At 62.4% G+C, this 26,207-nt stretch carries 22 protein-coding genes and 1 pseudogene; 14 read left to right on the forward strand and 9 right to left on the reverse strand.

Annotation, left to right across the window (positions count from 1 at the left end; genetic code table 11):
* The first annotated feature begins 69 nt into the window (after window positions 1-69).
* Window positions 70-1,596: a nitric oxide reductase transcriptional regulator NorR gene (norR, locus tag C2U40_RS22355; protein WP_104467499.1), complete on the forward strand. Its 1,527-nt coding sequence runs from the start codon at window positions 70-72 to the stop codon at window positions 1,594-1,596.
* Between the two features lie 79 nt (window positions 1,597-1,675).
* Here the strand turns inward: norR and C2U40_RS22360 are convergent, their stop codons facing one another.
* Complete coding sequence (locus C2U40_RS22360) at window positions 1,676-2,383, reverse strand: GntR family transcriptional regulator (protein WP_103828807.1); 708 nt, start codon at window positions 2,381-2,383, stop codon at window positions 1,676-1,678.
* 284 nt (window positions 2,384-2,667) lie between these two features.
* On the opposite strand from C2U40_RS22360, the gene C2U40_RS22365 reads away from it, so the two are divergent.
* On the forward strand, window positions 2,668-4,254 hold the full coding sequence (locus tag C2U40_RS22365) for an alpha-glucoside-specific PTS transporter subunit IIBC (protein WP_103828806.1): 1,587 nt from the start codon (window positions 2,668-2,670) through the stop codon (window positions 4,252-4,254).
* A gap of 2 nt (window positions 4,255-4,256) precedes the next feature.
* Window positions 4,257-5,576, forward strand: coding sequence for a 6-phospho-alpha-glucosidase (locus tag C2U40_RS22370; protein ID WP_024945483.1), 1,320 nt, complete (start codon window positions 4,257-4,259; stop codon window positions 5,574-5,576).
* A gap of 69 nt (window positions 5,577-5,645) precedes the next feature.
* On the opposite strand, the gene C2U40_RS22375 is transcribed toward C2U40_RS22370, so the two are convergent.
* A complete protein-coding gene (locus C2U40_RS22375) occupies window positions 5,646-6,650 on the reverse strand; it encodes a substrate-binding domain-containing protein (protein ID WP_103828805.1) in 1,005 nt (334 codons plus the stop codon).
* Window positions 6,651-7,085: 435 nt separating this feature from the next.
* Here C2U40_RS22375 and C2U40_RS22380 point away from each other — a divergent pair, with 435 nt between their 5' ends.
* The 6 genes from C2U40_RS22380 (at window position 7,086) to C2U40_RS22405 (ending at window position 12,785) form a co-directional block, all read left to right on the forward strand.
* Complete coding sequence (locus C2U40_RS22380) at window positions 7,086-8,207, forward strand: branched-chain amino acid ABC transporter substrate-binding protein (RefSeq protein WP_016348967.1); 1,122 nt, start codon at window positions 7,086-7,088, stop codon at window positions 8,205-8,207.
* A gap of 64 nt (window positions 8,208-8,271) precedes the next feature.
* Window positions 8,272-9,198 carry a high-affinity branched-chain amino acid ABC transporter permease LivH gene (gene livH, locus C2U40_RS22385; RefSeq protein ID WP_011704141.1) on the forward strand — a complete coding sequence of 309 codons (927 nt, stop codon included), beginning with the start codon at window positions 8,272-8,274 and terminating at the stop codon, window positions 9,196-9,198.
* Window positions 9,198-10,466, forward strand: coding sequence for a high-affinity branched-chain amino acid ABC transporter permease LivM (locus C2U40_RS22390; protein ID WP_044798805.1), 1,269 nt, complete (start codon window positions 9,198-9,200; stop codon window positions 10,464-10,466). The genes livH and C2U40_RS22390 overlap by 1 nt, the downstream gene beginning before the upstream one ends.
* Window positions 10,463-11,236, forward strand: coding sequence for a high-affinity branched-chain amino acid ABC transporter ATP-binding protein LivG (livG, locus tag C2U40_RS22395; protein ID WP_011704139.1), 774 nt, complete (start codon window positions 10,463-10,465; stop codon window positions 11,234-11,236). Before C2U40_RS22390 ends, livG begins: the two co-directional genes overlap by 4 nt.
* Before the next feature lie 10 nt (window positions 11,237-11,246).
* Entirely contained in the window at window positions 11,247-11,948 is a 702-nt protein-coding gene (locus C2U40_RS22400) for an ABC transporter ATP-binding protein (protein WP_011704138.1), read from the forward strand.
* 3 nt (window positions 11,949-11,951) lie between these two features.
* A complete protein-coding gene (locus C2U40_RS22405) occupies window positions 11,952-12,785 on the forward strand; it encodes an AraC family transcriptional regulator (protein ID WP_103828804.1) in 834 nt (277 codons plus the stop codon).
* Here C2U40_RS22405 and C2U40_RS22410 read toward each other — a convergent pair.
* Window positions 12,782-13,369 carry a LysE family translocator gene (locus tag C2U40_RS22410; RefSeq protein ID WP_233768796.1) on the reverse strand — a complete coding sequence of 196 codons (588 nt, stop codon included), beginning with the start codon at window positions 13,367-13,369 and terminating at the stop codon, window positions 12,782-12,784. The two genes, C2U40_RS22405 and C2U40_RS22410, sit on opposite strands and share 4 nt — an antisense overlap.
* A 169-nt stretch (window positions 13,370-13,538) precedes the next feature.
* On the opposite strand from C2U40_RS22410, the gene glpE reads away from it, so the two are divergent.
* Both glpE and glpG read left to right on the forward strand, forming a co-directional pair.
* Window positions 13,539-13,862: a thiosulfate sulfurtransferase GlpE gene (gene glpE, locus C2U40_RS22415; RefSeq protein ID WP_011704135.1), complete on the forward strand. Its 324-nt coding sequence runs from the start codon at window positions 13,539-13,541 to the stop codon at window positions 13,860-13,862.
* The gene (glpG, locus tag C2U40_RS22420; protein ID WP_011704134.1) at window positions 13,859-14,692 is read left to right on the forward strand and encodes a rhomboid family intramembrane serine protease GlpG; all 834 of its coding nucleotides are present in this window, start codon (window positions 13,859-13,861) and stop codon (window positions 14,690-14,692) included. Before glpE ends, glpG begins: the two co-directional genes overlap by 4 nt.
* Window positions 14,693-14,829: 137 nt before the next feature.
* Here glpG and C2U40_RS22425 read toward each other — a convergent pair.
* Window positions 14,830-17,257, reverse strand: a pseudogene (locus tag C2U40_RS22425) (VolA/Pla-1 family phospholipase).
* A 301-nt stretch (window positions 17,258-17,558) separates the two neighbouring features.
* Between C2U40_RS22425 and ubiK the strand changes: the two are divergent.
* Window positions 17,559-17,816, forward strand: a complete 258-nt coding sequence (gene ubiK, locus C2U40_RS22430) for a ubiquinone biosynthesis accessory factor UbiK (protein WP_005307315.1) — start codon at window positions 17,559-17,561, stop codon at window positions 17,814-17,816.
* A 129-nt stretch (window positions 17,817-17,945) separates the two neighbouring features.
* Here ubiK and fre read toward each other — a convergent pair whose 3' ends face one another.
* From fre to trxA, 5 genes are all read right to left on the reverse strand, one after another.
* On the reverse strand, window positions 17,946-18,644 hold the full coding sequence (gene fre, locus C2U40_RS22435; protein ID WP_103828802.1) for an NAD(P)H-flavin reductase: 699 nt from the start codon (window positions 18,642-18,644) through the stop codon (window positions 17,946-17,948).
* Between the two features lie 168 nt (window positions 18,645-18,812).
* Window positions 18,813-20,282 (reverse strand): 4-hydroxy-3-polyprenylbenzoate decarboxylase, encoded by a 1,470-nt coding sequence (ubiD, locus tag C2U40_RS22440; protein WP_103828801.1) that lies wholly within the window; start codon window positions 20,280-20,282, stop codon window positions 18,813-18,815.
* Window positions 20,283-20,312: 30 nt separating this feature from the next.
* Window positions 20,313-21,320: a hypothetical protein gene (locus tag C2U40_RS22445; RefSeq protein WP_103828800.1), complete on the reverse strand. Its 1,008-nt coding sequence runs from the start codon at window positions 21,318-21,320 to the stop codon at window positions 20,313-20,315.
* 106 nt (window positions 21,321-21,426) lie between these two features.
* Entirely contained in the window at window positions 21,427-22,692 is a 1,266-nt protein-coding gene (gene rho, locus C2U40_RS22450; RefSeq protein WP_005307308.1) for a transcription termination factor Rho, read from the reverse strand.
* Between the two features lie 207 nt (window positions 22,693-22,899).
* On the reverse strand, window positions 22,900-23,226 hold the full coding sequence (gene trxA, locus C2U40_RS22455; RefSeq protein WP_005307306.1) for a thioredoxin TrxA: 327 nt from the start codon (window positions 23,224-23,226) through the stop codon (window positions 22,900-22,902).
* A gap of 113 nt (window positions 23,227-23,339) precedes the next feature.
* On the opposite strand from trxA, the gene rhlB reads away from it, so the two are divergent.
* Together rhlB and gppA are read left to right on the forward strand one after the other, a co-directional pair.
* Window positions 23,340-24,629, forward strand: a complete 1,290-nt coding sequence (rhlB, locus tag C2U40_RS22460; RefSeq protein ID WP_011704129.1) for an ATP-dependent RNA helicase RhlB — start codon at window positions 23,340-23,342, stop codon at window positions 24,627-24,629.
* 14 nt (window positions 24,630-24,643) lie between these two features.
* Window positions 24,644-26,134 (forward strand): guanosine-5'-triphosphate,3'-diphosphate diphosphatase, encoded by a 1,491-nt coding sequence (gppA, locus tag C2U40_RS22465; RefSeq protein WP_103828799.1) that lies wholly within the window; start codon window positions 24,644-24,646, stop codon window positions 26,132-26,134.
* Window positions 26,135-26,207 lie beyond the last annotated feature (73 nt).

A 26,207-nucleotide genomic window follows, 5' to 3' on the forward strand; every position in this document is an offset into this window, starting at 1 on the left:
ATCATTGTCATTTAGACAGCCTCTCTTTATAGTCAAAATCACAAACACACTGTCATTTGGACAATCATCGTGATCTCGACCGACAGCCTGGCGCGCATCGCCCTCGACCTGCAACTCGGCATCTCCCATCAGGACCGCTTCCACCGCCTGATCCAGAGCGTACGCAGCCTGCTTAACTCGGATGCCTCTGCCCTGCTGCGCTACGAGGGGGGCCAGTTCATCCCGCTCGCCATCGACGGCCTGATGCAGGACGTGCTGGGGCGCCGCTTCGCCCTCAAGGATCACCCGCGCATGGAGGCCATCGCCCGCGCCGGCGACGTGGTGCGCTTCCCCGCCGACAGCAGCCTGCCCGACCCCTATGACGGCCTGCTGCCGGATCACGACGACTTCAAGGTACACGCCTGTGTCGGCCTGCCGCTGTTCTCGGATCAGGCGCTGATCGGCGCGCTGACCATAGACGGCATGAACCCGACCCAGTTCGACGCCATCAGCGACGAGGAGCTGCGGCTGGTGGGCGCCCTGGCCGCCGCCGCCCTCAACAACGCACTGCTGCTGGAGCGGCTTGCCCGCCAGAGTAGCGAGCCGCTGGTCCCCGGCACCCGGCCCGGCCCTGAGCAACCGGAGATGATCGGCCAGTCCCCCGCCATGGCCCGGCTGCGCCACGAGATCGAGGTGGTGGCCAGCTCGGAGCTGAACGTGCTGATCCTGGGGGAGACCGGAGTCGGCAAGGAGCTGATCGCCAAGGCGGTGCATCGCGGTTCCCAGCGTGCCAAGGCCCCGCTGGTCTACCTCAACTGCGCCGCCCTGCCCGAATCGGTGGCCGAAAGCGAGCTGTTCGGCCACGTGAAGGGGGCCTTCACCGGCGCCATCCACAACCGGGCGGGCAAGTTCGAGCTGGCGGATCAGGGCACCCTGTTCCTCGACGAGATCGGCGAGCTCTCCCTGCCGCTGCAGGCCAAGCTGCTGCGGGTGTTGCAATACGGCGATCTGCAGCGGATCGGTGACGACACCCCGCTCAAGGTGAACGTGCGCATCCTGGCGGCCACCAACCGGGATCTGAAACAGGCAGTGGTCGAGGGGCAGTTCCGGGCCGACCTCTACCACCGGCTGAGCGTATTCCCGATCCACGCCCCGGCGCTGCGCGAGCGCCCCGGCGACATTCCCCTACTGGCCGGTTATTTTTGCGAACGCTGCCGGCTCAGCCTGGGGCTGGAGCGGCTGCGCATCCAGCCACAGGCGCTGCAACTGCTCGAGCGTCACGACTGGCCCGGCAACGTGCGGGAACTCGAGCACGCCATCCACCGCGCCGCCGTGCTGGCGCGGGCCGAACAGGGCAGCCAGGCCCCCACCCTCGCCAGCCATCACTTCAACCTGGCGGCCGGCCCCCTGCCCCCCTCCAGCAGCCCCGCCATAACGCCGGTTGCCCCCTTGCCCGGCGGCCTTGGCCTGCGGGCCGCCACCGATGCCTTCCAGCTTGCGCTGATCGAGCAGACCCTGGCCGCCCATGACGGCAACTGGGCCGCCACCGCCCGCGCACTGGAGCTGGACGGCGGCAACCTGCACCGCCTCGCCAAGCGGCTCGGCCTCAAGGCCTGAGGCGTCCATCCAGGGCCCATCAAACAAAAACCCCCTCGCTGGCGAGGGGGTTGGCATACGCAACAAGATGGGGGGCAGGCTAGCCGCGGGCACGGCGCAGGTGGTAGTCGACGTGATAGTCGTTGGCATTGCGGAACATAATGGAGTAGTTGAGAAACTCGCCGTTCTCACCGTATGAGAGCGAGGTAAGCCGCAAGATGGGCGCCCCCTGCTCGATATGCAACAGCTCGGCCATGCGCCGGCCGGCCAGCACGGCGCTGAAACTCTCGTAGTTGCCGGCGATGGGGAGCTGGCACTCGTTCTCGATGTAGGCGAACTTGGATCCCTCCAGGTGTGCCACCGAGAGGGTGCGAAACAGCCGCACCGGCATGTAGCTCTCCTCCACCAGCAGGGCCCGGCCGTCCACCGAGCGCACCCGGTTGGAGAAGTAGACCGGCTCGTTCACCTTGATCCTGAGCTGGCTGGCGATGGCGGGCGGGGCCGGCATGGTGCGAAACTCCAGCACCTCGCTGGTCAGGCGGCGGCCCTGTTCACGCATCAGCTCGGTAAAACCGCTCAGCCCCTTGGTCTCGTGCTGCACGTCCTTCTTGGTCACGTAGGTGCCGCTGCCGTGGCGCCGCTCCACCAGCCCCCACTCGATCAGCATGTCCACCGCCTTGCGCACCGTCATCCGCGATACCCCGAACTGACTCGCCAGGGTTTTCTCGCTCGGCAGGACATCCCCCACCCGGCAATCCGCCCCGTTGACCCGGATACGCAACCGATCCGCCACCGATTTGTAGATCACAGCTAGACCTCTCCTCACCCCGCCTGGGTGGCGACCCATTTGCTCGCCTTTATTTCAACCATCTGAAAATAAACAATTTTAAATTCAAATAACCCGATAAAAACGTCACAAAAACAAGACGTACAACAATATCGCAAAATTTAGATCTCTTTGTCTAAATAAGTGCATGCGCCGGATCACATAACCACCACATATTTCATGATGGCCTGATCGCTTGTTGTTAGGTTCAATTCAGCAATACGACAACAGCAGTCAGACAATTCTCTAATAAAAAGGGACGCTATATGCTCAGTCAAATTCAACGTTTTGGCGGAGCAATGTTTACGCCTGTATTACTGTTTCCATTCGCAGGTATGGTAGTAGGCATTGCAATCATGCTGAAAAATCCCATGTTCGTGGGAGAGACACTGGCCGATCCTCAGGGACTATTTTTTCAAATAGTTCATATTATTGAAGAGGGTGGCTGGACGGTATTTCGAAATATGCCGCTGATATTTGCCATCGGCCTGCCGATCGGTCTGGCAAATAAGGCTCAGGCCCGCGCCTGCCTCTCCGTACTGGTCAGCTTCATGACCTGGAACTACTTCATCAATGCCATGGGGATGACCTGGGGCGACTATTTCGGGGTCGACTTCAACCAGGCGGTGGGTGGCGAGAGCGGGCTGGCCATGGTGGCTGGCATCAAGACCCTGGACACCAGCATCATAGGTGCCATCGCCATCTCCGGCATCGTCACCGCCCTGCACAACCGGTTGTTCGACCGACAGCTACCGGTCTTTCTCGGCATCTTCCAGGGCAGCTCGTTCGTCACCATCGTCGCCTTCTTCGTGATGATCCCCTGCGCCTGGCTGACCCTGCTGGGCTGGCCCAAGGTACAGATGGGCATCGCCTCCCTGCAGGAGTTCATGCTGGTCTCCGGCCCGCTCGGCGTCTGGGTTTACACCTTCCTCGAGCGAATTCTGATCCCGACCGGCCTGCACCACTTCATCTACGGCCCCTTCATCTTCGGCCCGGCCGCGGTGGAAGGCGGCATCCAGCTCTACTGGGCCCAGCACATGCTGGAGTTCAGCCAGAGCACCCGGCCGCTGATCGAGCTGTTCCCCCAGGGCGGCTTCGCCCTGCACGGCAACTCCAAGATCTTCGGGGCCATGGGGATTGCGCTCGCCATCTACGCCACCGCCGCCAAAGAGAACAAGGCCAAGGTGGCCGGCCTGCTGATCCCGGCGACCCTGACCGCCATGCTGGTGGGGATCACCGAGCCGCTCGAGTTCACCTTCCTCTTCATCTCGCCCCTGCTGTTCGCCATCCATGCCCTGCTGGCGGCCACCATGGCGACCGTGATGTACCTGTTCGGGGTCGTCGGCAACATGGGTGGTGGTCTGCTCGACCAGTTCCTGCCGCAGAACTGGATCCCCATGTTCCACAATCACGCCGGCATGATGTTTACCCAGATTGCCATCGGCCTGACCTTTACCGGGATCTGGTTCCTGATATTCCGCACGCTCATTCTGAAATTCAATTTGAAAACCCCGGGGCGGGATGAGAGCGAAATAAAACTGTATTCCAAGGCTGATTATCAGGCCGCCAAAAAACAGCGTGGCCATGATATTGCCGGCCATATTCTGGCGGCGCTCGGTGGTGCGGAAAATATCAACAGTCTGAACAACTGCGCCACCCGGCTGCGCATATCGCTACGCGATGCGGGCCTGGCGGCACCAGATGATGCTTTCAAACAATTGGGTGCCCACGGCGTGGTCCGCCACGGTGACAGCATCCAGATCATTATCGGTCTGCATGTCCCCCAGCTAAGGGAAAACATGGAGAGCCTGATGAACAACCCCTCCTCCTCTTCTTTCGTAACGGAGTCATGATCATGAAAAAATTCTCTGTCGTCATTGCCGGCGGTGGCAGCACCTTTACCCCGGGCATCGTTCTCATGCTGCTGGAGAACCAGCACCGCTTCCCGCTGCGGGAGATCAAGTTCTACGACAACGATGGCGCCCGCCAGGAGGTGATCGCCGAAGCCTGCCGCATCCTGCTGCGGGAGCAGGCCCCTGACATCGCCTTCAGCTATGGCACCGACCCCAAGGCAGCCTTCAGCGGGGTGGACTTCGTGATGGCCCATATCCGGGTCGGCAAGTACCCCATGCGCGAGCTGGACGAGAAGATCCCGCTGCGCCATGGCGTGGTCGGCCAGGAGACCTGCGGCCCTGGCGGCATCGCCTACGGCATGCGCTCCATCGGCGGCGTGCTGGAGCTGGTCGACTACATGGAGCAGTACTCGCCCGATGCCTGGATGCTGAACTACTCCAACCCGGCCGCCATCGTGGCCGAGGCGACCCGTCGCCTGCGCCCCCACGCCAGGATCCTCAACATCTGCGACATGCCCATCGGCATTGAGGGACGGATGGCCCAGATCGCCGGCCTGCCGTCACGCAAGGAGATGCGGGTACGCTACTACGGTCTCAACCACTTCGGCTGGTGGACCCGCATCGAGGATCTGGCGGGCAACGACCTGATGCCGGCCATCAAGGCCCACGTGGCCAAGCACGGCTATGTGCCCAAGCAGGCCGGCCACGCCGAGGCCAGCTGGAACGACACCTTCGCCAAGGCCAGGGACGTGTGGGCCCTTGATCCGGACACCCTGCCCAACACCTATCTGAAGTACTACCTCTACCCGGACTATGTGGTTGCCCACTCCAATCCGGAGCACACCCGCGCCAACGAGGTGATGGAGCACCGCGAGAAACATGTGTTCAGCGCCTGCCGCGCCATCGTGGCGGCCGGCAACGCCGCGGCCGGCGAGCTGGAGATCGACGAGCACGCCTCCTACATAGTGGATCTGGCCACCGCCATCGCCTTCAACACCCAGGAGCGGATGCTGCTGATCGTGCCGAACCGGGGTGCCATCCCCAACTTCGACCCGGAGGCCATGGTCGAGATCCCCTGCCTGGTGGGCAGCAGCGGCCCCGAGCCGCTGCAGGTGGGCAACATCCCGCTGTTCCAGCAAGGCATGATGGGTCAGCAGGTGGCCGTCGAGAAGCTGGTGGTGGAGGCATGGATCGAGCGTTCCTATCAGAAGCTGTGGCAGGCGATCACCCTCTCCAAGACGGTGCCGAGCGCCTCGGTGGCCAAAGCCATCCTGGACGACCTGATCGCCGCCAACAAGGAGTACTGGCCGCCGCTGCAATAAACTCGGGCCAAACAAAAACCCCCTCGCTGGCGAGGGGGTTTTCTTGTTGATGGCGCTGCCGTGGCGCGATCAGCGCAGTGACTTGACCGAGCGGCGGACGATCAGCTCCGGCTGGACCGTCATCGACTCGACTTCCAGCTCCTTGTTGCGGATCCGGCTCACCAGCTGCTGCACCGCCAGCAGGCCGAGCTCGGCCTTGGGGTGGCGGATGGTGGTGAGCGGCGGGCTGGAGAAGCGTGCCATCTCCACGTCGTCATAACCGATCATGGAGATGTCGTCCGGCACCTTGACCCCGGCTTCCCAGGCAGCGCAGATGGCGCCGATCGCCATGGGATCGTCGAAGGCAAACACCGCGGTCGGCCGCGGCTTGAGGGCCAGGATCCGCTGCATGGCATCGAATCCGCTCTGGCTCTCGTAATCCCCTTCGAAGATCTGCTCGTCTTTCAGGGTCAGACCCTGCTCGCCCAGGGCATCGCGCACCCCGTCCAGCCGCTGCTGGGTGGTCGGCTTGGCCAATTGACCCGTGATGCAGACGATGTCGCGGTGACCCTGCTCCAGCAGGTGGCGCACGGCCAGGCGCGCACCGATGCGGGCGTTGTCGTTGATGACGTTGGCAAAGTCACACTCGGTACCCCAGTCCAGCACCACTTGCGGCACGCTCTTGTGGATGCGCAGCATGTCGCGCAGCGGGGTATCGATGTCGGTTCCCAACACCAGCAGACCGTCGACCCGCTTCTCCATCAGCATGCGCAGGTAGTGCTGCTGACGGGGCGGCTGGTTCTCGGTGTTGCAGAGGATCAGGCTGTAGCCCTGCTCGAAGCAGTACGCCTCCACCCCTTGCACCACTTCCGCAAAGAAGGGGTTGGCACTGGTGGTGACCAGCATGCCGATGGTCTTGGTCGAGTTTATCTTGAGGCTGCGCGCTACCGAGTTGGGCGCGTAGTTGAGTTCTGCCACCGCCTCAAGCACTTTTTGGGTTGCGTCTTCGCTGACCCGACGGGTGTGATTGAGTACATGTGAGACGGTGGAGATGGATACGCCTGCGCGGGAGGCGACATCCTTGATAGTGGCCATCTCTGTCTCCTGAAGATCAAAGGCGGAACATTAGCAGATTTCCCGAATAAAGGCTTGGTTTTAACGAGCACTGCCAATGAATTGTCAATGCTGGCTAATCTAGGCGCTCCTTTCTATTTGCGCAAACGGATTTTGGTCAAAATGGGAGCAGTGTCAGGGTAAAATATCGTCAGTTTTTTCATCTATCATTTATCGAAAGCACACCTTGTTGAGAAGATGTTAATCAACACCTTCAGCATCAATATCTAAATCAGATTTCAATATTGGTTATTTGTTTCAAAAAAGCACTATTCCACCCTCTCTGGTTAGTATCTTTAACAGCTTGTTATTGCCCAGCGAGGAATGATAGAACCATACCTATTGCCGGACTGGCGGGATCACGGTTCGGAATGGCACACGGAAAATGAAACAATCCACTGATTAAGGGACGAATCGATGAATAAGTTGAGCAAAATGGCAGTCAGGACAGCGGTTTCTATGGCCCTGTTCGGATCGGTATCACTGGTCCACGCGGCGGACACCATCAAGATCGGCATCGCCGGTCCGGTCACCGGCCCGGTCGCCCAGTACGGCGACATGCAGTTCACCGGCGGCAAGATGGCAGTCGAGCAGATCAACAAGGCCGGTGGCATCAAGGGCAAGCAGATCGAAGCCGTCATCTATGACGACGCCTGCGATCCCAAGCAGGCCGTGGCGGTCGCCAACAAGGTGATCAACGACGGCGTCAAGTTCGTGGTCGGCCACCTTTGCTCCGACAACACCCTGCCCGCTTCCGACATCTATGAAGATGAAGGCGTGCTGATGGTCACCCCGGCCTCCACCAACCCCAAGATCACCGAGCGCGGCTATCAGCTGGTGCTGCGTACCATCGGCCTGGATAGCGACCAGGGCCCGACCGCCGCCAAGTACATCATCGAGCAGGTCAAGCCCAAGCGCGTGGCCGTCATCCACGACAAGAAACAGTACGGCGAAGGCATCGCCTCCAGCGTGAAAGCGGCGCTGGACAAGGCCGGCGTCAAGGTGGTGGCGTTTGAAGGCATCACCGCCGGCGACAAGGACTTCTCCGCCCTGATCGCCAAGCTGCAGAAAGAGAACGTCGACTTCGTCTACTACGGCGGCTATCACCCCGAGCTGGGTCTGATCCTGCGTCAGGCTGGCGAGAAGGGCCTCAAGGCCAAGTTCATGGGTCCGGAAGGGGTCGGCAACAAGGACATCTCCGCCATCGGCGGTCCGGCCTCCGAAGGCCTGCTGGTAACCCTGCCGAACAAATATGACCTGGTGCCGGCCAACGCCCCGCTGGTGGCCGCGTTCAAGGCCAAGGGCCAGGACTCCTCCGGTCCGTTCGTGTGGACCACCTATGCCGCGGTGCAAACCCTGGCTGCCGGTATCGCCAAGGCGGGTGAGGATGACCCGGCTGCCGTTGCCGCCGCCATCAAGGCTGCACCGATCGATACCGTCATGGGCACCCTGAGCTGGGCTCCGAGTGGCGACCTGAAAGGCTTTGAATTCGGTGTGTTCCAGTGGCACGCCGACGGTACCTCCACTCAAGTCAAATAATCTGCCGGTCGGGGTGACATGAGTCACCCCTCCTTTCTTTGCGGGCAAGTACAGGGAACGCAGTATGTCCGAACACTTCCTTTACCTGGTTCAGCAATTGCTGAACGGGTTAACCATAGGCAGCACCTATGCGTTGATCGCCATCGGCTACACCATGGTCTATGGCATCATCGGCATGATCAACTTCGCCCACGGCGAGGTCTACATGATCGGCTCCTATGTCGCTTTCATGGTGATGGCGGGGCTCATGATGATGGGCATCGACAGCACCTTCCTGCTGCTGGGGGGCGCCTTCCTGGTCAGCATCGTCATCACCGGCACCTATGGCTGGACCATAGAGCGGGTCGCCTACCGCCCGCTGCGGGGCGGCAACCGGCTGATCCCCCTCATCTCCGCCATCGGCATGTCGATCTTCCTGCAGAACATGATGCGGATGGCCCAGGGCTCACGCGACATCGCCATGCCCACCCTGATCTCCGGCGGCTGGACCCTGGGTGAAGCCGACGGCTTCCAGGCCAGCCTCTCCTGGATGCAGCTCATCATCTTCGTGGTGACCTTCATCACCATGCTGGCACTGACCCAGTTCATCGGTCGCTCCCGCATGGGCCGCGCCTGCCGCGCCTGTTCGGAAGACATCAAGATGGCCAACCTGCTGGGGATAGACACCCATGTGGTCATCTCCATCACCTTCGTGCTGGGGGCTACCCTGGCCGCCGTCGCCGGCGTACTGCTCGGCATGTATTACGGCGTCATCAACCCCTACCTCGGCTTCATGGCCGGGCTGAAAGCCTTCACTGCGGCGGTGCTGGGCGGTATCGGCAGCATTCCCGGCGCCGTGCTGGGCGGCCTGCTACTCGGCGTGGTCGAGGCGCTCACCGCCGGCTACCTCAGCACCGAGTACAAGGATGTGATGGCCTTTGCCCTGCTGATCGGCGTGCTGCTGTTCATGCCCACCGGCATTCTGGGTCGCCCGGAGGTCGAGAAGGTATGATGAAACGTCAATTGGTTCATGCCTGCATCGCCAGCCTGGTGCTGCTGGTGCTCTCCTTCTGGTTGCTCGGCTTCAAGCTCGAAACCGACGGCACCCGCCTGCTGGTGACCAGCCGGCTCGACGTGTCGCTGGCCTGGCTGCTGGGCGGCGCCACCCTGGTGTTCTGGTTCCAGCTGCTGCGCGGCCAGATAAGCCGGCTGTTCCAGGCCTCCATCAGCGGCTTCTCGGTCGGCTTCACCAAGCTGGTGCTGCCGAGTCAGGAGGAGGCGCCACGCCTCTACAACATCACCGCCGTGCTGGTGCTGCTGTTCGCAGTGAGCTGGCCCTTCATGGCCTCGCGCGGTGCCATCGATCTGGCCACCCTGGCCCTCATCTACATCATGCTGGGTCTCGGCCTGAACGTGGTGGTCGGCCTCGCCGGCCTGCTGGATCTCGGCTATGTCGGCTTCTACGCGGTCGGCGCTTACAGCTATGCCCTGCTCAACACCTACTTCGGGCTCAGCTTCTGGGAGTGCCTGCCCATCGCCGGGCTGACGGCCGCCACCTTCGGCTTTTTGCTCGGCTTCCCGGTGCTGCGGCTGCGGGGGGATTATCTGGCCATCGTCACCCTGGGCTTTGGCGAGATCATCCGCATCCTGCTCAACAACATGACCAGCCTGACCGGCGGCCCGAACGGCATCTCCGGCATTCCCAAGCCGACCCTGGGCGGTCTGGAGTTCAACCGCACCGTCAAGGATGGCGGCTTCGAGACCTTCCACGAGTTCTTCGGCATCGCCTACAACGCCAACCACAAGGTGATCTTCCTCTACCTGATGGCGCTGGTGCTGGTGATCGCCACCCTGTTCGTCATCAACCGCCTGCTGCGCATGCCGCTCGGCCGCGCCTGGGAAGCATTGCGGGAAGACGAGATCGCCTGCAAGTCGCTGGGGCTCAACCCCACCATCATCAAGCTGACCGCCTTCACCATTGGCGCCTGCTTCGCGGGCTTCGCCGGCAGCTTCTTCGCCTCGCGCCAGGGCTTCATCAGTCCGGAGTCCTTCGTCTTCATCGAGTCGGCCATCGTGCTCGCCATCGTGGTGCTGGGCGGCATGGGCTCCCAGATCGGGGTGGTGCTGGCTGCCATCGTGATGACGGTGCTGCCTGAGCTGGCGCGCGAGTTCAACGAGTACCGCATGCTGATGTTCGGCCTCTTGATGGTGTTCATGATGATCTGGCGGCCACAGGGATTGCTGCCGATGACCCGTCCGCATCTGGAGTTAAAGAAATGAGTGCCAATCAGAAGTTAATGGAAGTCTCTGATCTGTCGATGCGCTTCGGAGGGTTGCTGGCGGTCAACGGGGTCAAGCTGGACGTGGACAAGGGGGAGGTGATCTCTATCATAGGTCCCAACGGAGCGGGCAAGACCACCGTCTTCAACTGCCTGACCGGTTTCTACCGTCCGAGCGGCGGCATCATCCGCTACAAGGGCGAGGAGATCCAGGGGCTGCCTGGCCACCTCATCGCTCGCAAGGGCATAGTGCGCACCTTTCAGCACGTGCGACTGTTCAAGGACATGACGGCAGTGGAAAACCTGCTGGTAGCCCAGCACAGGCACCTCAACACCGGCTTTCTGGCAGGGCTGTTCAAGACCCCGGCCTTTCGCCGCGCCGAGCGGGAGGGGCTGGAGCAGTCCGCCTTCTGGCTGGAGAAGGTGGGGCTCAAGGATCTCGCCAACCGCGCCGCCGGCAACCTGGCCTATGGCCAGCAGCGCCGGCTCGAGATTGCCCGCTGCATGGCGACCCGGCCCGAGCTGCTGATGCTGGACGAGCCGGCCGCCGGCCTCAACCCGCACGAGACCGACGAGCTGAACGAGCTCATCTCCAACCTGCGGGACGAGTTCGGGGTCTCGGTGCTGCTGATCGAGCACGACATGAAGCTGGTGATGGAGATCTCCAACCGCATCTTCGTGGTCAACCAGGGCACCCCGCTGGCCCACGGCAAGCCGGACGAAATCCGCAGCAATCCGGCAGTGATCAAGGCCTATCTGGGCGAGTCGTAAGGACAAAAAGATGTTAGAACTTCGCAACGTATCGACCCACTACGGCAAAATTCAGGCGCTGCACGACGTCAGCGTCCAGGTCAAAGAGGGGGAAATCGTCACCCTGATCGGCGCCAACGGCGCCGGCAAGACTACCTTGCTGATGACCCTGTGCGGCGAACCCAAGCCCAGCAGCGGCTCCATCTGGTTCGAGGGAGAGCAGATAGACTCGCTCTCCACCGCCCGCATCATGCGCAAGGACATCGCCGTGGTGCCGGAGGGGCGCCGCATCTTCGCGCGCCTGACGGTGGAGGAGAACCTGCTGATGGGGGCCTTCTTCGTCGACAAGGCCGAGCAGCGCGGCCTGCTGGATCAGATTTTCACCCTGTTCCCCCGCCTGCATGAGCGTCTGGAGCAGCGCGCCGGCACCATGTCCGGCGGCGAGCAGCAGATGCTGGCCATCGGCCGCGCCCTGATGAGCAAGCCGCGCCTGTTGCTGCTGGATGAACCCTCGCTGGGGCTGGCCCCCATCGTCATCCAGCAGATCTTCGACACCATAGAGCAGCTGCGCCGCGACGGCATGACCATCTTCCTGGTGGAGCAGAACGCCAACCAGGCGCTCAAGCTGGCCGATCGCGGCTATGTGCTGGAGAACGGCCACGTGGTACTGCAGGACACGGGGGCGGCCCTGTTGGCCAACCCGGCCGTCCGCCAGGCCTATCTCGGCGGCTGACCCATGAGCAGGGCCGACACGGCGCCGGATCACCACAGTTTCTGGCACGATCCGGCCCTGCCTTTCATCGAGGCGCGGGCGGTGCAGGATGGCCGCCGCGTCTGCTACGACAAGCACAGCCACCCCCATTTCTCCATCGGCGCCATCACCGGCGGCCACAGCCACTACCTCAACCAGCGCAGCCGGCAGGAGGTCGGCCACGGCCACTTGGTGCTGATGAACCCGGAAGAGGTGCACGCCTGCAACCCGATTGCGGATGAGCCTTGGTCCTATCTGATGTTCTACCTCGATACCGGCTGGCTGCAACGCCAGCAGGAAGAGGCGGGGCTGGGCGACGCGTTTCGTCCCTTCGACATGACCGCAAGCCGGGATCCCCTGCTCTACCAGGGGCTGTGCCGGCTCCACCGGCAGCTGTGGCAGGAGTCGGAGCCGCTCGCGCGCGAGGTGGCCTGCCACCAGTTCAGTCGCCAGCTGCTGGCCAGGCTCACCCCGGCCAGCTGGGACGATCGGCCGCCGCAGCACCTGCAGCGGGCCGCCGAACTGATGCAGGACGACTGCAGCAGCCCCCTCACCCTCGCACAATTGAGTGCGGTGGCCGGGCTCACCCCCTCTCACTTCGTGCGCAGCTTCAGCCGCCATTACGGCATGACGCCCCACGCCTACCTGCTCGATCAGCGCATCCGCCATGCCCGCACCCTGCTCAGGCGGGGAGAACCGCTAGCAGAGGTGGCGCTGGCCAGCGGTTTTGCCGATCAGGCCCACTTCCAGCGCCAGTTCAAGCGGCGGGTGGCTGCCACCCCGGGTCACTACCGCAATCAGCTGATCCGGCAGAGCTAGCGCACCAGATAGGCGGCGCAGAGCAGCAGCAACAGCGCCATCACCCGGTTGAACCAGCGCAGCCGCTGCGGCGCAAGCAGCAACCCCTGCAGGCGACTGCCGGCATACGCCCAGCAAGCGATGGAGCACAGACAGATGACCAGGTAGAGTCCGCTGAACAGGGCCACCTGCCCCACCCCGCCCGCACTGCCATAGGCGCCCATCCCCATGCTGGCGGCGAGCCAGGCCTTGGGATTGAGCCACTGCATCAGTGCCCCGTACCAGAAGGAGGGCGCCACCCCGTCGACCCCCTCCACCCGGCCGCTGTCCACCAGCAGCTGCCAGGCCATCCAGCCGAGAAAGATCACCCCGGCCCAACGCAGTACCTCCGCCGCCAGCGGCCATTGCAGCAGGGTGGCGCCCAGCCAAAGTCCCATCAACAGCAGCAACAGAATGAACCCCAGGGTGGCCCCGACCACGTGGCGCAGGCTGGCCGCAAAGCCGTGCTTGGCGCCGCTGCCGAGGGCGACCAAGTTGACCGGCCCCGGGGTGATGGACATGGCCAGGGCAAACCCGGCCATGGATAACAGCAGACTCGTCTCCATGAATAACGCTCATATCGGCAAAAGGAGCCCCCAGCCTAGTCGGCACCCCGCCCCCGGTATTGAAGGAAATTGCGATCGGTCACGGCAATAACCGGACACATTGCGGGCTTAGCGCCGGCCTCCGCTTGCGGTAAACTGACCCTCAATCACCTATTCGCAGGACATGTTAATGGACCAGTTTGCCCATATCAGTGCCCATGATGCCCACCAGAAGCTTGCCGCCGGTGCAGCCCGCCTCGTGGATATTCGCGACCCCCAGTCGTTCGAGACGGCCCACGCGGTCGGCGCCTTCCACCTCACCAACGGCACCCTGGTGCGTTTCATGAACGAGGTGGACTTCGATACCCCGGTGATCGTGATGTGCTATCACGGCAACAGCAGCCAGGGCGCCGCCCAGTACCTGCTGCAACAGGGGTACGATGAGGTCTACAGCCTGGATGGCGGCTTCGAGGCGTGGCGCAGGGAGTTCCCGATCCAGGCGGGCGACGCATGATCCAGTTGCTGGTGCTCGACAATGCCCGCATGGCCCAGGCGCTGGTGGACTATCTCTCCACCCTCGGCATCTCGTGCGAACTGACCCAGTCCGAGCTTGGCGTCTCGGTCTGGCTGGCAGACGAACAGCGCCTCGCCCAGGCCCAGCTGGAGGTGAAACGCTTCCTGGCCGAGCCGACCCACCCCCGCTATATGGAAGCCTCCTGGCAATCCGGCCGGGCCGATGCCCGCATCGACTACAGCAAGGGGATGACCGACCCGGTCACCGACTTCCTGCATCAGGCCGGGCCGCTGACCCTGGTGGTGATCATCGCCTGTCTGGCCATCTACGGGCTCGATGCCATCGGCCTGCCGATTTTCGATGAGCTGGCCTTCCACCCGACCCTGGCCCAGTTCACCGACTGGCAGGCGTGGCGCTACTTCACCCCGGCCTTCATCCACTTCTCGGTGCTGCACCTGGTGTTCAACCTGCTGTGGTGGTGGTATCTGGGGGGCCAGATCGAACAACGGCTCGGTAGCGGCAAGCTGCTGATCCTGCTGCTGGTAGGCGCCGCCCTGCCCAACCTGGCCGAGTTCTTCGCCAGCGGCCCGCTGTTTGGCGGCCTCTCCGGGGTGGTCTATGCCCTGCTCGGCTACTGCTGGTTGCGCAGCAAGTTGCAGCCGGCCTGCGGCCTCACTCTGCCACCGGCGCTGATGGGCTTCATGCTGTTCTGGCTGGCACTCGGCTTCTTCGATCTGCTCGGCACACGCACCGCCAACATGGCCCACCTGGCCGGTCTGCTGGTCGGGCTGCTGCAGGGCTGGCTGGACAGACACCACCAGCCCGCCTGAGTGGTAGTCATCAAGGTGCAGCAAGCTGCTCGGCAACCAGAGCGGTCACCAACCAGGCCAATCTGAACCAGCGACAAGCGCGATGCTGGAAAACAAAACGCCGCCCCGAGGGGCGGCGTTTTTATTGGCCGACTGGCTTACTGCTTGAGCAGGCTGCCGTCGGTCACCTTGACCGCAGTGCCGCCGCTCATGAAGAAGCTGGCGAACTGGGACTGCATCTCGGTGGTCACATCGCCGCTCGGGTCGAAGTTCTCGTCCGGCGCCAGCAGCGAGCTGTGGCCACCGGCCACGAAGCGGGCCGCGTTGTGGCTGGCCGCACCGGTGGCGGTCAGCGGCTGCAGTGCCAGCACCTTGAACAGCGGCTCGGTACCACCCAGCGGGGCGGAGGCGATGCTGTTCGGGATCACCTGGTCAGACAGGCTCAGCGCGCCATCGCCGACGATCTCGGTGGCGAACAGCGGGAAGCTGCTCTGGATGCCGCGGCCGAGGTTGATCGGGTCAGCCGAATCCAGCACCGACTGGGCCGCGAAGCTGTAGCTCTGCAACGTGCTGGCCGCTGCCGCCTGCTGGGTGCTGCTCAGGCTCGGCAGGAACTCGTTGACGAAGCAGGTCGGCACCGCGGTCTTGCAGTTGGGCGCGTAGGCGGTGAAGCCCGCTTTCAGCTCGGCACTGCCGCTGGTCAGCACGCCCATCTTGATGGTCGGGCCGAAGGTCGGCGAGTTCAGCAGCAGCGGCGCGATGCCGCCACCCGGCATGGCCAGGCCGCCGGTATCGAACTTGAACAGGGCATCCGCCTGCGCATTGCCGATGGGCTGGTTGGCAACCGCCAGCAGGTTGGTACCGGAGATGGCACCCAGCGAGTGGCCCAGGAAATGCACCTTGAGGCTGCCGGCGGTGCCGATGGCACCCTTGGCATTGGCCAGACCGACCGCCAGACGCAGGCCCAGCAGATCCGCCACGCTCTGTTTCAGGTTGTCGCGGGCCACGGTCAGGTAGCTCAGGTTCAGATACGGGGTCGGGTTGTCGGAGGTGGTCACGGTCGCCATGCTGCCGCTCAGGGCGAAGCCGCGCTCACCGTGCAGCGGGTGATCGATCACCACCAGCGCCACCTTCTTGCCTGCCTGCATGCCGGCATAGATCTGGCCCAGCGCCAGCGCATAGGCGTTCTCTTTCACCGAAGTCACGCCGTGCTGGTAGATGATCACGTCAGTGATGGTGTTGAGGGCATCCTTGGCGAAGACCCGCATCGGCACCGACTGCACCTCTTCCAGCATGGGCAGCGGGTTGAAACGACCGATGTTCTGCTCGGCATCCAGCGGCTTGCCGCCGGAGGTGAGGGTCACCCCGATCAGCTTGCTCGCCTCGGCCAGCAGCTCGGCCTGACGGGTCGGATCGGCAATCAGCGTCGCCAGCAGGGCCGGGTCCACACCCGCGCCCACCAGCCCGGCGATCACTTCGCTGTCGGACGCTTTCAGGGCATTGGCGATGGCGTACAGGCTGGGGATGGCGCCGTGCCAGGACTGGGTCTTGGCCTTGTCCCAGGAACCGGCGGTGGCCGGCGAGGCAAGGAAGTAAGGCAGCTTGACGGTGCCTGTATAGACCTTGGTCGCTTGAGCGATCGGGTTGAGCGGAGCACCGGGACCGAAGGCGGTGGCGATCGCATCTTTCTGCTCTTGCGGCAGGAACTGCTCTGCGTCCAGCTGGGTCAGGAAGGCATTGCTGCCGGTCACGCTCAGGGTATAGGTGCCTGGCAGACTGGTGTTGCCCTTGGCATCCTGCTTCCAGAGTTTAGCGGCATCCAGGGTAACGGGGTCGGCCTTGAGCACGGACGCCGCTGCCCCTTTCACCGCCACCAACACGTCAGCACCGGACTGGGTACCGAACCAGTCGGAGAAGATGACGTGATCGGTGGAGACGCCGGTGGCGGCCTTGAACAGCCCTTCCTGCAGGGCGATCAGGCCGTTGATGGTCTGCTCTTGGGCATTGCTGCCGACGTTGTTCTTGTAGTTGCCGTAGTCGCTGCCGGCCTTGACCGCGTTGCCGTTGCTGTCCTTGAGGGAGTCGGTGGCCACGATCATGTAGTAGGAGGAGGGGTTCAGCGGTTTCATCGGCACCAGGTTCAGCTTGCCAGCCGCAGCGGCCACCACGAAGTCCACCCCGTAGGTCAGCACCTTCTTCACGCCATTCGGGCGCAGGGCTGCGCTGTCAAAGCTCAGTTCCAGCAGGTAGAGCGGCGCAACCGAGGCGGCAAACTCCGCCGGGGCCGGGGCCTGCACCTGGATGCCGGATGACGTCACGGGCACGATCTGGATAGCCTGGGTCGTGGACCAGCCATCCAGGGTCGACATGGCCGAGACCGGGTTGGAGAGATCTGCCGTTTCGGTGGAGAATTTCAGGGTGCCATCGCTGGCCCGGGCTGCCAGAGCACTGGGGCGCACGGCGTTGGAACCGGTCAACAGATAGTCGAGATAGCTGGAGGTGTCGCCTTTGTTATCGTCACTGCCACCACAGCCAGCCAGCCAGCATAGCACTGACAACCGCGGCGTAAATTAGCTTCTTTTTCATATCCTTATCTCTTTTTAGTTGTTATCCATGAAATGCTGACTGAGTTGGGTGAGAACCCGACCGGTACATCTTAACAGCAACGCAACAATTATTAAGCCTCTGGTCGGTCATCTGATCTGCTTTTTTTGTGTACAGCATCAAGGAATTGGAATAGAAACGGGACTCGATAGGTTAACAGCTTCATCCCGAATACCAGACCCGACCAGCGACGGCCCGTATGGCAGCTGGCAAAAAGCGACCCTCGATCTCGGCAAAGCGGATCAATTGCCGGTAGAATGGCGCATTGCTTAAGGAGAACCACATGATCGACCCGAAGAAACTGGAAGAGATCGCCAAACAGGTGCACAACTCCCTGCCGCCCGGCATTCGCAGCATGGGTGAAGAAGTGGAGAAAAAGATCCGTCAGGTGCTGCAGTCCCAGCTGGGCAAGCTGGATCTGGTCAGTCGCGAAGAGTTTGACGTGCAGACCAAGGTGCTGCTGCGCACCCGCGAGAAGCTGACCGCGCTCGAGGCCAAGCTGGCCCAGCTCGAGCAGCAGCTCGGCGCCAAGGGCGAATAACGCAGGTCGCCCATAAAGCAAACCCCAGCCAGGCTGGGGTTTGTTGTTTGTGGCCTGCCGCAAGGCAAGCAGCAGGCTGATTCAGCGAGGCCGCCTCGGTCACGCTATGTGGCCGGCCTCATGCCGAACTCAGATGAATTCGTAGGCGTCACCGAAGATGCGCTCTGGCTCGGCGCCCAGGATCTTGAACTCTTCCCGCGCCGCGCCTGCCATCTCGAAACGGCCGGCGACATAGATGTCGTAGTCATGCAGGCTGACGAAATCATCCATGATGGCCTTGTGCACCAGCCCGGTCTTGCCGGTCCAGTCCGCTTCCGGCTCCTGCACCACCGGGATGAAGGTAAGCGGGGCGTAGTCGTGCTCCCACTGCTGCATCTGCTCCTGCTCGTAGAGCCAGTGCGCCTGGCGCACGCCCCAGTAGAAGAACACCGGGCGCTTGCTGCCGGTATCGATCAGGTATTCCAGAATGGAGCGAGCATAGGAAAAACCGGTGCCACCCGCCATCAGGATCAGCGGCCGGGGTGACTCTTCCCGCAGGAAGGCCTTGCCCGCCGCCAGTTCAATCTCGATCTCCCCCTGCTCGCGCATGCGGGCCAACACCTGGCCGGCATAGGCGTTTTCCGGGGTGGCGCCGATCTGCAGCTCCAGCATGCCCGGACGGGTCGGCGAGTTGGCGATGGAGAAGGGACGCTTGTCCGAATCGCTCATCACCACCAGCAGATACTGGCCCGGCTTGAAGCTGACCTCTTGCAGCGGCGTCAGGGCCACGTGCCAGATGGTGTCGACATATTCGCGCAGTTCCTCTACGCGGCACTTGATACGTTGCATTCTTATCCTTGTGACGGGCTCGCTCGGCCCGCTTTCGCTCTTGATTCACTGTGGACTGGCGACCAGCAAAGTGGTCAGGTCAGTCGAGCATACCCAATTCAGCTCAAATGGCATCAATCTTTTGCATCCCGACCAGGCGGCACGGCCCGTCGGGCCTGCTGCCGCTCATCAGCCGAGAATGTTCAGCTCGTCCCAGAGGGCATCGATCTTCAGCTTGACCGCCTCGTCCTGGACGATGGGCTGGCCCCACTCGCGATTGGTCTCCCCCGGCCACTTGTTGGTGGCATCCAGCCCCATCTTGGAGCCGAGCCCGGAGACCGGCGAGGCGAAGTCCAGATAGTCGATCGGGGTGTGCTCGATCAGGGTGGTGTCGCGGGCCGGGTCCATCCGGGTGGTGATGGCCCAGATCACGTCCTTCCAGTCGCGGGCATTGATGTCGTCGTCACAGACGATCACGAACTTGGTGTACATGAACTGGCGCAGGAAGGACCAGACCCCCAGCATCACCCGCTTGGCGTGGCCAGGGTAGCGCTTCTTGATGGTCACCACCGCCATCCGGTAGGAGCACCCCTCCGGCGGCAGGTAGAAGTCCACGATCTCGGGGAACTGCTTCTGCAGCAGCGGCACGAACACCTCGTTGAGCGCCACCCCGAGCACCGCCGGCTCATCGGGCGGACGGCCGGTGTAGGTGCTGTGGTAGATGGCATCCTTGCGCATCGTCATGTGGGTGATGGTAAAGACCGGGAACTCGTCCACCTCGTTGTAGTAACCGGTGTGATCGCCATAAGGCCCTTCGGGAGCCATCTCGCCCGGCTCCAGATAGCCTTCCAGCACGATCTCGGCGCTGGCGGGCACCTCCAGATCACAGCTGATGGCTTTTACCACCTCGGTACGGCTGCCGCGCAGCAGACCGGCAAAGGCGTATTCGGAGAGGGTATCCGGCACCGGCGTCACGGCGCCGAGAATGGTCGCCGGATCGGCACCGAGCGCCACCACCACCGGGAAGCGCTCGCCCGGATGGGCCTCCTGCCACTCGCGAAAATCGATGGCTCCGCCGCGGTGATCCAGCCAGCGCATGATCAGCTTGTTCTTGCCGATCTTCTGCTGGCGGTAGATACCGAGGTTCTGCCGCTTCTTGTAGGGGCCGCGGGTGATGGTCAGACCCCAGGTCACCAGCGGGGCCACGTCGCCGGGCCAGCAGTGCTGGATCGGGATCTGGTCCAGATCGACCGCCTCTCCCTCCAGCACCCGCTGCTGACAGGGGGCAGAGGAGAGCCGCTTGGTCGGCATGTTGAGCACCTGCTTGAAGATCGGCAGCTTCTCCATCAGCTCCTTGAAGCCGCGGGGCGGCTCCGGCTCCTTCAGGTAGGAGAGCCAGATCCCCACCTGGCGCAGGGCGGCCACGTTGGGCTGGCCCATGCCCATGGCGACCCGATCCGGGGTACCGAACAGGTTGGTCAGCACCGGCATGGCGTAACCCTTGGGATTTTCAAACAGCAGGGCAGGGCCGCCCGCCCGCAGGGTGCGGTCGCTGATCTCGGTCATCTCCAGATAGGGGTCTATCTCGCGGCTGATGCGCTTGAGTTGTTCGCTTTGTTCCAGCTGCGCGATGAAATCACGCAAATCCTTGTATTTCATGCAGGTACCCTGTGTTCAGGCGATGCCGCATTATAACCCTGGGCGGGCGGCGGGTGTACCCGAATCGGGCAGCATCACCGGACTTGCATGGCGCTTTTCCTGCCGGGTCAGTCGATCGGCAAGCTGGGCCAGCAGCCTGGGTTCGTCCATCTGCAGCAGCAGGCTGGCCACCTGACCGCTGTATTGGCGATTGCCCAGCTCCGCCAGCAGGAACTGCTGGGCCGTGTCTGGCAGCGGCGAAAGTTGACTGAGTTGCTGCAGCGCGGGCAGCTTGAGACGGGCATTGCGACTGGCGGCAATCAGCAGATCGCTGGCCGCCTGGCCCTGATGAAAACGGCCCACGCTGGCGAGCGCGGCCACGCTGTCGTGATCCACCGGTTGATGCCACAGCTTCTGATAGAGGGCGCTGTCACCGGTGCGCTCGGTCAGCAGCCGCAGCAGCCGGTTGTCGGGCAGGAAGATGCTCATGGCGGCCAGCGTGTGCGCCTCCCGTTGCAGAAGCGGAAGCGGCTGCCGATCGAGTACGGTCAGCAGCGCCTGCTGCTGCTGGGCCAGATCAGGATTGCGGCTGTTGTAGATCTGCTTGAACTCGAACGTGCCCTCTTCCAACTGCTGGCGATAGTTGTCCTGCCAAGCCTGCTGCTGCCAGCGGCTCAGCACCTGCCGCGCGGCGGCGGCAAAATCGTAGGCGGGTTGCTGCACCAGAAAGCCGTCCACCTCTTTTTCCACCAGCCAGCTGGGGGCCTTGAACGACTGGGCGCGCACCCAGGCCAGCAGTTGTGGGCTGGTGGGCCTGGGCTGGCTATTGAGGGTGGTCAGCAGCTGGCACAACAGATACTCCCGCTGCCCCACGGCCAGGGAGTCCAGCAGGGTGTCGATGGCGGCAAACTGCCCCAGCTGCAGCCGGCCGGTCAGATAGTCGAGGTGACCCTGCAGCCCCTCGTCGGCCACCAGTGTCGTCCGGGGCGGCTGCGTCTCGGCGGCCCCGACCGGCAGCACCAGCAGCCAGCTCAGCAATATCAGGAGTACATGCTTCATGACGTCCCTATCCTTGTGACATCGAGGTTTCATACTACTCAGGCGACCGTAAAATAGATAAACAAAAACCGCGACCTGGGCCGCGGTTTGATGATTTTCGAGTCGGTTACTTCTGCTGGCGCCGCATGGCGTCGAAGAACTCGTCGTTGGTCTTGGTCATGGCCAACTTGTCGATCAGGAACTCGATGCCGTCGATCTCGCCCATCGGGTGCACAATCTTGCGCAGGATCCACATCTTCTGCAGCTCGTCGCCGGTGGTCAGCAGCTCTTCCTTGCGGGTGCCGGAGCGAGTGATGTCGATGGCCGGGTAGACACGCTTCTCGGCAATCTTGCGCGAGAGGTGCAGTTCCATGTTGCCGGTACCCTTGAACTCTTCGTAGATGACTTCATCCATCTTGGAGCCGGTATCGATCAGCGCGGTGGCGATGATGGTCAGGCTGCCGCCCTCTTCAACATTGCGCGCGGCACCGAAGAAGCGCTTCGGACGGTGCAGGGCGTTGGCGTCCACACCACCGGTCAGAACCTTGCCGGATGACGGAATGACGGTGTTGTAGGCACGGGCCAGACGGGTGATGGAGTCCAGCAGGATCACCACGTCCTTCTTGTGCTCGACCAGGCGCTTGGCCTTCTCTATCACCATCTCGGCGACCTGAACGTGACGGGAAGCCGGCTCGTCGAAGGTGGAGGCGATCACTTCACCCTTCACCATGCGCTGCATCTCGGTCACTTCTTCCGGACGCTCGTCGATCAACAGGACGATCAGTTCGCAGTCAGGGTGGTTATAGGCGATGCTCTGGGCGATGTTCTGCAGCAGCATGGTCTTACCGGCCTTGGGCGGTGCCACGATGAGGCCACGCTGGCCCTTACCGATCGGGGAAGCCAGATCCAGTACGCGGGCGGTGATGTCTTCGGTGGAACCGTTGCCACGCTCCATGCGCAGACGCTCGTTGGCGTGCAGCGGAGTGAGGTTTTCAAACAGGATCTTGTTGCGGGAGTTTTCCGGACGGTCGTAGTTGACCTCGTTGACCTTGAGCAGCGCGAAGTAACGTTCGCCCTCTTTCGGCGGCCGGATCTTGCCGGAGATGGTATCGCCGGTACGCAGGTTGAAACGGCGGATCTGGCTCGGGGAGACATAGATGTCGTCCGGGCCGGCCAGGTAGGAGCCGTCTGCACTACGCAGGAAGCCGAAACCATCGGTCAGGATTTCCAGCACACCGTCGCCAAAGATATCCTCGCCACCCTTGGCGTGCGCCTTGAGGATCGCGAAAATAATGTCTTTCTTGTGCGCCCGAGCCAGATTTTCCAACCCCATGGATTCGCCAAGCTGTACCAGCTCGGACACAGGAGTGTTCTTTAATTCAGTCAGATTCATAGTGGTGAAAGTCTGTAAGCAAGGATTGAAATGAGGAGACAGTCTGCTGGATTGATGCTGATCGGATTTGATTTGCCAGGCTGATGTGTGAGCAAAGAGTCAGGCAAAAAGGTTAGCAAACGAGCGATAAATTAGCACCAATCGGGGTGAGCGTCTAGGTGATAAAACAGAAGGAGCGCATTATTGCAATGCGCTCCTCTTTGATTATTACAGGTTACCGTCCAGGAACTCTTTCAGCTGAGTCTTGGACAGGGCACCGACCTTGGTCGCTGCCACTTCGCCATTCTTGAACAGCAAGAGGGTCGGAATACCACGAATGCCATACTTGGGCGGAGTGTCGGCGTTATGGTCGATGTTCAATTTCGCCACGGTCACGCGACCGGCATACTCTTGGGCGACTTCGTTCAGGATCGGGGCAATCATCTTGCACGGACCACACCATTCGGCCCAGAAGTCGACCAGAACGGCGCCATCGGCTTTGATTACATCTGCCTCGAAGCTGGCATCGCTCAGCTGAACAATCTTGTCACTCATCTCCAACTCCAGTCAGTAATTAAGGCTTTATTGACGTATCAACAAAGGCAATAGTTGCCCTATTTGAAATGATCCTGTTTATTATTGCAAGCCTAACCTGATAACCTACCGCCATGAGCAAAACACATTTAACGACCGACAAATTCGCCCAAATGGGCCTCGAACCCGAAGTTCTGGCTGGTCTGGAATCAAAGGGATTTCACTATTGCACCCCCATCCAGGCACTGTCTCTGCCACTGCTGGTAGAAGGTCATGACCTCGCCGGTCAGGCCCAGACAGGGACCGGCAAAACCCTTGCCTTCCTGGCCGCCACCTTCAACTATTTGTTGACCCATCCGCTGACCAAGCCGCGCCTCATCAACCAGCCGCGCGCCATCATCATGGCCCCGACCCGGGAGCTGGCGGTCCAGATCTACAACGACGCGGAGAGCATGTCCGCCTCGACCGGCCTCAAGCTCGGCCTCGCCTACGGTGGCGAAGGGTACGACAAGCAGCTGGCCGTGCTGGAGCAAGGGGTCGACATCCTGATCGGCACCACCGGCCGCATCATCGACTACTTCAAGTCCAAGGTCATCGATCTGAGCAATATTCAGGTCGTGGTACTGGACGAAGCGGATCGCATGTTCGATCTCGGCTTCATCAAGGACATCCGTTTCCTGTTCCGCCGCATGCCGCCCGCCACCGAGCGTCTGAGCATGCTGTTCTCCGCCACCCTCTCCCTGCGGGTGCAGGAGCTGGCCTACGAACACATGAACCACCCGGAACATGTGCAGATCGAGCCGGAGCAGATGACCGGCGTGCGGATCAAGGAGGAGCTGTTCTACCCCTCCAACGAAGACAAGATGTTGCTGCTGCTCTCCCTGATGGAAGAGGAGTGGCCGGAGAAAGCCATCGTCTTCGCCAACACCAAGCACGTCTGTGAAGACGTTCATGCCTGGCTGGAGAACGACGGCCACCGTGTCGGCCTGCTGACCGGCGACGTGCCGCAGAAGAAGCGGATGAAGATCCTGGAAGACTTCACCAAGGGCACGGTCGACATCCTGGTTGCCACCGACGTGGCCGCCCGCGGTCTGCACATCCCGGACGTGACCCACGTCTTCAACTATGACCTGCCCGACGACGCCGAAGACTACGTACACCGCATTGGTCGTACCGGTCGTGCCGGCAAGAGCGGTCACTCCATCAGCCTGGCCTGTGAAGACTATGCCTTCAACCTGCCGGCCATCGAGGAGTACATCCACCACCCGATCCCGGTCAGCAAGTATGACCGCGAGGCGCTGCTGGATGACGTGACCGCACCGAAGCGGGTGTTCCGCAACCGTCAGCCGGTGAACCGCAACATGCGCGATCGCCAGGGCGGTGGCAACAGCAACAACCGCCGTCGTCCGCCCCGCAAGAGCTGAAAGGACTGGCCCAGTTGCACAACTCGCCGCTCTATGCCGCCATCGACCTCGGCTCCAACAGCTTTCATATGCTGGTGGTGCGCGAGGTCGCCGGTGCCCTGCGCACCGTCACCAAGGTCAAGCGCAAGGTTCGCCTCGCCGCCGGGCTCGATCCGGAGTTTCGTCTCAGCCGTGCCGCCATGGAGCGGGGCTGGGACTGCCTGCGCCTGTTCTCCGAACAGTTGCAGGACATTCCGGCCGACAACATCCGGGTAGTGGGTACCGCCACCCTGCGCCTTGCCACCAACGTCGACGAGTTCCTCAGCGAAGCGGAACGGGTGCTCAACCACAGCATCGAGATCATCTCGGGCGAGGAAGAGGCCAAGACCATCTATGAGGGGGTCTCCTGGACCTCGGCCGGCGAAGGCAACCGGCTGGTGATCGACATCGGCGGCGCCAGTACCGAACTGGTGATCGGCGAGCACAGCGAAGCGAAACTGCTCAACAGCCTGCACATGGGCTGCGTCACCTGGCTCAACAACCACTTCGGTGATGGCGAGCTCTCCGAGGCCCGCTTCAAGCAGGCCATCGCCGCCGCCAAGGCGGTGCTGGAGAAGGTGGCAGAAGATTATCGTGCGCTCGGCTGGCGTACCTGTGTCGGCGCCTCCGGCACGGTGCAGGCACTACAGGAGATCATGCTGGCGCAGGGGAAGAGCGAGCGGGTCACCCTGCCCAAGCTCCAGGAGCTGATGGGTCAGGCCATCGCCTGCGGCAAGCTCGACCAGCTGCAACTGGAAGGACTGGCGGCCGAACGGCTGACCGTGTTCCCCTCCGGTCTCGCCATCCTGATCGCCATCTTCGAAACCCTCAACATCGAGAGCATGACCCTGGCCGGCGGCGCCCTGCGCGAAGGGCTGATCTACGGCCTGCTCGGCAACAATCACGACTGTGATGCCCGCGATCGCACCGCCGACAGCCTGATCAATCGCTACCAGCTGGACAAAGAACACGCCGAACGGGTGCGTGACACCGCCGTCGAGGCGTTCACCCAGCTGCAGCCGGCCTGGCGACTCTCGAAACGCTACGGGCGCCCGATCCTGCGCTACGCGGCCCTGCTGCACGAGATCGGTCTGTGCATCGAGTACAAGAAGGCGCCGCAACACGCCGCCTACATCATCGACAACATCGACATGCCTGGCTTTACCCCGGCCCAGAAGAAGCTGTTGTCGGCCCTGCTGTTCAACCAGCGGGACGAATTCAAGCTGGAACCGCTGGAGAAGCAGGGTGCCGTCACCGGTCGCCAGGCGATCCGGCTGGCCCGCATCCTGCGCATCGCGCTGATCCTCTGCATGCGCCGCACCCAGGGCACTGTGCCCCGCTTCACCCTCGAGGCCGATGAGGATGCACTGACCCTGACCCTACCGAGCGGCTGGCTGGACGAGCACTACCTGCGTGCCAGCGAACTGCGCTTCGAAGTGGAACGCCAGCAGAAGATGGGCTGGCCCACCCGGCTGCTGGAAGCCTGATTGGGCCTCGCCCAATCAGTACACCAGCCACCAGCCCCGCCGCTCCGACAATCTCTTTCGCAGCCATGACTGG

The organism is Aeromonas sp. ASNIH4, assembly GCF_002934425.1.
In the GTDB taxonomy this organism is placed as follows: domain Bacteria; phylum Pseudomonadota; class Gammaproteobacteria; order Enterobacterales; family Aeromonadaceae; genus Aeromonas; species Aeromonas hydrophila.